The organism is Clostridium sp., assembly GCF_036639235.1.
In the GTDB taxonomy this organism is placed as follows: Bacteria; Bacillota; Clostridia; order Clostridiales; family Caloramatoraceae; genus Clostridium_AB.
Genome location: NZ_JAVWJB010000031.1, coordinates 17,490 through 22,240, shown reverse-complemented (window position 1 = coordinate 22,240; position 4,751 = coordinate 17,490). Strand labels below are relative to the sequence as shown.

The window sequence follows — 4,751 nt, the reverse complement described above, 5'->3', positions numbered from 1 at the left end:
CAGGAGGTATTTTTTTTATCAAATTTACATTTAGCGCATTACAGGAATGCTGAGCATTAGGCGAGTTTTAGCCAGCTCTTAGTGGATTTATATTTTTTCGCCTTAGAGGTTCTTGATGAAATCCCGCCAGGGTCAGAATATGAAATAACACCCCATCTATCCCAAATCTAAAAAAAATAGTTCATTTTTGATTGCTTCTGCATATAATGTAATGATAACTATGCCTAGGGAGGGAAATCTTTGAGTAAAAAGTACAATAGATCATTTCTCATTTTCAATGAGGAGGATAAGGGCTTTGAAGTTGCAGGTGATAAACAGCCAACTGGATACACTAAGCTTGAATCAAAAAACGGTGTGTGTAAAATAACTGTTTTTGCTCAAAACCTTAAAGCTGAAAAAGGTCCATATTGTTGTTACTTAGTTGATTCATCAAAGAGTCCTGCAATTGTTGCAAGACTTGGGGAGCTTAATGTAGATAAGTCAGGTAAAGGTGAGACTATTTGGGAACAAGATAATGAAAATATTAAGGGAACTGGATTAACAACTGAAAGCTTTAATGTTGCAGCTGTAGTTAAGGAAGGTAATAGACTTCAGGTTCCGCTAGCAGGCTATGCTGGCAAGGATAGATCTAAGTGGAGAGACAAAATAACTTCGGAATCATTTGTATCTAGTAATAATAATGGTGATCTGAGCGGTGAATCTGATGATTCATATACAGAGCCTTCAGTTAAGGATCAAATCAATAGAATTGTTGAAAAAGCTGAAAGTGAAGTAATTGCTGAAAACAGAGAAATAGTTAATAGTACAAGGGTAAATGCAAGTGATAAGGACACTATTAAGGACCAAATCAGCCAAATCGTTGAGCAGGCTGAAAATGATGTTCTTAGGGAAAACAGGGACCTAGTTGATGAAACTAGAGCATTACTTAATTTAGACTCTGATGAAGATGAAATTTTTGAGGATGCTAGAGATTTTGTAAGTAGAAAAGGACAGCTTCAAAGAGATGATAATGATTATGTTGAGTCATATTCAAGGGAAGGTTATGAATTCCTACATTATGAAAGCGACATTAATTTATTATCAGAGGACTCAATGTATGCTGACAATATGACTAGGGAGGAGGATGGCCCTAGTGTTAAGAAGATGATAATATGCCCTAATGATGATATTTTAAGAGAGGATATTTGCAGTAATTCACAGGATGATTGTATTGATGATAGCTGTGATAACGACTTTAGAGATAGTGCAAATAGCATTTCAAATGAAGATGGGATACTAGCTAGGGCAATGGCTAGAGCTAATATTGATAGACATAATATGTGTCATGAGCTTAAGGCTGACCTTAATAAACTTGAAAATGAAATAGAGCTAGAGTTTAAGAAATTCCTTGAAAGAGAACTTAGAAAATATAAGCAAACAATGCTTAAATATATTTGTGACCAGGATAAGAGTCTAGGACATCATCATGGACATTGTGAGGGGCATCATCACCACGGACAGGATGAATGTAAGTGTGAGAAAAAGCATGATTGTGATTGGCATGATTATAAGCATAACCACAAAGATGATTTCCACCACCATGGACACTTTGATGGTGGATGCCAGGATATGAAGGATACTAGTAAAAGTAAAGAGTATGCTAAGGCTCTACACTGTGTTCTAAAGGATTATGAAAAGGTAGAAGTTAAGGGAGCTAAGGGCTGCAAGTTCTGGAAGGTTGATATGGATGCTTCATTCCCAGACAAGGATAATAAAATGTATCCTTACTATAGCGCTATTCAACACTTAAAAATGACTTATCCATATATTAATTATATTAAGTATTTTAAGTGTAAGGGCTACTACCACTTTGGAATTAAATATGACAATGATGGAGGGGTGAAATACCTAATCTACGGTATTGCTGGAGATAAGAAGGAATCACATCAACCATATAAGGGAATGACTGGTTTTGTAAGCTGGACACCTCATCAAAACTCTGGAATTTGGTTAATGTACTACAATCCATTTACAGGTTGTGTAATGCTACCAAAAGGAAAAGAGAAAAAAAAGAAAAAATAAAATAGGTAGATAGAAAGTGATGGCTTAGGTCATCACTTTTGGTTTGTTTACAGATAATATATTGTAGCCTAGTCAGACCGCGTTTGAGATTTCTTCAAGAAGTTCTAAGGCACAAAAACACAAATCCACTAAGGGCTGGCTAAAACTCAGCTAAAGCTTCAAACAGGCGCCATCCCTAAGTGTCTTTACATTTTTGCACCTAAGAACTTCTAAGTCGAAACTCGAGGGTACAGCCTAGGCTACAATATATTATCATGAAACTAATCCTACACAATGATAGTTTAAGTTGGTGTCTTTGAAAAAGCCACGAGAATCTAGTAACTTTCGTTACTAGATTATTTTATTTTTTGCTTTTAGAGTAGAAGCGGAGCGTGAGGTTTTTTGAGGTTTGGAAAGAAGATATTATTATATTTTGTTTTAATTAGAAGGTATATTTTATTTCTTTGGAGAAAGCGAAGCAAAATTAGTTTAGTCTTTGTAGGTTTTAATAAAGTTAGTATAAGACTAAATAAGAATAGGTAATTAATCTATTAGATACTACTTTATATCAATATATAAGATAGAGTAGATTATTTTTTTACATGCAGGTTAATAAGCCTATGGCTGTTTTAAAGTTTATGAAGGTAAAGAGACTTAAGGTAATGGTTTTAGTCTCCTATACTAGATATCTATAAAATAAAAAATCCCCATTGCTTACGCAATTGAGAAGGTTTGATTTAAGTAATTCAGTTATATCTAATAACGTGGCTTTTTTAAAGACACTACCAAGAAAGCATTACTCTGTTGAAGTACTTACATAATGAGATGGTTCTCCCTGGACTGACCCTCTGGTTTCGACTTAGAGATTCTTAGGTGCAAAATCCATAGACCCTTAGTAAAGCCTATTGTTTGAGCTGAAAGCGAGTTTTTAGGCTGCACTTAGGGTATGTGTATTTTGTGCCTTAGAAGCTCTAGGAGAAATCCAAAACGCGGTTAGTACAGGGAGAACCATCTCATTTGTACAACCTTTTAGTAGAGGGTTCTATATAGCTAGGAGGAATCCAAAACGCGGTTAGTCCAGGGAGGACCATTTCATTTGTACAACCTTTCAACCAATGAGCAACCTATCATAGTAGATTAAAAAGGGTAAATATTATATACTCATTAATAATGAATAATTAATTTCAGTATTTAATAGGAAGATTAATTATATTTACTTTAGGAAGAAGGTGTTATTATGGGAGCTAAGTTTAAGGAAAGATTAAAGTTATTTGGAATACTTGAAGCTGTGTTAATACCTGGGGTATTAGTTATTGCTTTTATTTTTAGTCTTGTTAAGGGTTCTAAGTTAATAGAGATATTACCTGTTTTTTATTATGGTGTAGGAGCTATTGTTTTGGTTACTGCGATTCCATCTCTTTATAGAAGACCATATGTTCAAAAGGGTATGTACCGTAAGATTATGGGTGACATGATTAGTTTCAAACATAAAGGATTTGAGGAGACTTTTGTAGAAACTAAAAGTTATGAAGATGATAATCCCTTTGCAACTGGATTATTTATTGTTCTTGTGGGGGTTGTCCTACTAGCAATTGGATATATTATTGAGGGGATTACTTTTCATTAATTTCATTTAAGGAGAAGTAACTAAATGTACATATATACTCTAAAGAATGGTTTAAGTCTTACAATTCGTAAGGCTAAGGTAGAGGACACTGAAGAGATTATTAACATGTCTAATAAGATTGCAGGTGAAAGCAACAATCTTTCATATGGTCAAGGGGAATATTATATGAGCTATGATCAGCAATATAGTTATATAAGCAAAGTTAATGAGACTCGAGGATCATGTTTTTTTGTTGGAATTATTAATGGTAAGATAGTTGGAACAATTACATTTATATCATCATCCCGTAAGAGAATGGAACATAGGGGAGAGATGGGTGTAGCTGTTTTAAAAGATTTCTGGAACATGGGTATAGGTAAGTCTATGATTGATTGTTTTCTTAAGTGGGCTAAGTCTAACGGGGTAACTCGTAAGGTTGATCTTTTAGTTAGGGAAGATAATTTATCAGCTATTAATTTATATCTTAGATTTGGTTTCCAAATAGAGGGAAGAATTTCTAAGGGTATGCTTGTAGATAATAGGTTTTATGATATATACTTAATGGGAAAGACACTAAAGTAGGTGATATTATGAAGAAAATTATTTCGCTTTTTATGATATTAGTTTTTACACTTATGCTAGCTTCATGTGGAGGTAGTGTTGATAAGACTGAGGTTAAGTCAGAACTTGAGAATCAGGAAGTTGAAAGAATCACAATTACCAATGCAAGATATGCAGGTAGATACACAATTATAGATAAGAAGAGTATGGATAGATTTGTTTCATACCTTGAGAAGGTAAAGCCTGCTGAGAAGTCACCTGGACTTGAGCCTGATTTTATTTTTGAGGTTTATAGTGGTAATGAGAATCTTGGCACATATAAGTATATAGCAGGTGTTACAGACTCTGAAGAGGGTAACCTTATGGACGTAAACGGCAAGATGTATAGAATCACAAGGAATGTTGAGGACATTTTTATGAAGCGTCTTATGAAAAAGAACGACCTTAAGAATGTACCGGAGTATTATACAAGCCTTATTAACAAGATTATAGAGAAGGCTCAGATTAAGCCAGGGTCTACAGTTGTTGTTGATATAGGTAAGGA

4 protein-coding genes are annotated in these 4,751 nt (G+C 34.3%); all 4 read left to right on the top strand.

Annotated elements, in window-relative coordinates; translation table 11 throughout:
* The first annotated feature begins 240 nt into the window (after positions 1-240).
* Positions 241-2,061, top strand: a complete 1,821-nt coding sequence (locus RR539_RS07955; RefSeq protein WP_332483733.1) for a DUF7922 domain-containing protein — start codon at positions 241-243, stop codon at positions 2,059-2,061.
* Between the two features lie 1,216 nt (positions 2,062-3,277).
* A complete protein-coding gene (locus RR539_RS07950; protein WP_332483734.1) occupies positions 3,278-3,667 on the top strand; it encodes a hypothetical protein in 390 nt (129 codons plus the stop codon).
* 24 nt (positions 3,668-3,691) lie between these two features.
* Positions 3,692-4,228 carry a GNAT family N-acetyltransferase gene (locus RR539_RS07945; RefSeq protein WP_332483735.1) on the top strand — a complete coding sequence of 179 codons (537 nt, stop codon included), beginning with the start codon at positions 3,692-3,694 and terminating at the stop codon, positions 4,226-4,228.
* An 8-nt stretch (positions 4,229-4,236) separates the two neighbouring features.
* Positions 4,237-4,751 (top strand): hypothetical protein (locus tag RR539_RS07940; RefSeq protein WP_332500312.1); only part of this gene is annotated, 515 nt, incomplete at its 3' end.

What these genes read in the sequence shown, in the direction of transcription:
- RR539_RS07950 (WP_332483734.1), top strand. Translation starts at nt 3,278, where the DNA reads ATGGGAGCTAAGTTTAAGGAAAGATTAAAGTTATTTGGAATACTTGAA.
- RR539_RS07945 (WP_332483735.1), top strand. Translation starts at nt 3,692, where the DNA reads ATGTACATATATACTCTAAAGAATGGTTTAAGTCTTACAATTCGTAAG.